The sequence below is a fragment of the Pontibacter rugosus genome (assembly GCF_042678745.1).
Classification (GTDB): Bacteria; Bacteroidota; Bacteroidia; order Cytophagales; family Hymenobacteraceae; genus Pontibacter; species Pontibacter rugosus.
Genome location: NZ_JBHTLD010000450.1, coordinates 1 through 935, shown reverse-complemented (window position 1 = coordinate 935; position 935 = coordinate 1). Strand labels below are relative to the sequence as shown.

Here is a 935-nt window from a genome sequence, read left to right as displayed (position 1 = left end):
CTAGTAATTGCAACAGCCTATACTGAAAAAAACAGGCGCAGCCCCTGAAAGAGATTGCGCCTGTTCTAAATTAAAAATTCTAAAATTTCTATAAGCCTGAACGATCTCCTTCAGTGCGACGGCGTCTTAATTCCTCTTCAGTGAGGTGATCTACCTCTACATCTGTTTTACGGACAGTACCACGGATGCTTTCATCATGCTCTTCTACATCCATGCCTATATTTACCTCTTCTACCACGCGGGTGTCTTTGTTTACAATGGGAACTTCTGCATGTTCAGTCATTTCAATTTCTCCATTTTTGAAGCCGCTCAAATCCCTCTCTGTGGCTGCTCTGTTAACAGGGTTTCTCTCCACGTGAACATGCTCTTCACGTAAGCGCAGGTGCTCTTCAATCGGGCGCTCAATAATGCGGCTTCTTATGCGCACGCCTCCAGTTTCCACTGTTCGTTTGCCAACCTGCATCTCTTCTTCAATCACAGGAATAGTGCTGTCAGTTGAAGTGCTCGCAGTTCTGGTAGTGTCTGTTGCTGCTGTAGTGCCAGAAGCGCGTTCATCTAAGTTCACGGCTCCAAAATCATCTAAGATATCTGCTGCTCGCTCGGCCTCTTGTGCTGATTTTGCGTGCACCGTTACAATGGCACCAGTGCGGGCATAGTTTGAATAACTTCTGGACTTGTCGTCGCCTCCGAACAAGTTGCTGAAAAAACTACCGATACTATCATCATCTGCATGCTGCTCAGATGTGCCGGTAGTGGCTTGTGGTGCGATATCTATATTCTCCCTCATGAAGCCACTGCTGGTTAACTGCTGTAATGCTGTTTGCGCTTCATTTGATGTTTCGAAAACTCCGACTACGGTATGTGACATAATGTTGTATTTTAAATGTTAAGTATATTGTAAGTTCAGAAGGGATTATTTTTTATCAGCCTGCTGT

At 44.9% G+C, this 935-nt stretch carries 1 protein-coding gene; it reads right to left on the bottom strand.

The features are described 5' to 3' along the window. Positions 1-88: 88 nt before the first annotated feature. Complete coding sequence (locus ACFQ2O_RS21840; protein WP_377533068.1) at positions 89-868, bottom strand: YsnF/AvaK domain-containing protein; 780 nt, start codon at positions 866-868, stop codon at positions 89-91. Between the last annotated feature and the right edge of the window lie 67 nt (positions 869-935).

Coding starts and splice junctions, on each gene's coding strand:
- ACFQ2O_RS21840 (WP_377533068.1), bottom strand. CDS start 868: ATGTCACATACCGTAGTCGGAGTTTTCGAAACATCAAATGAAGCGCAA.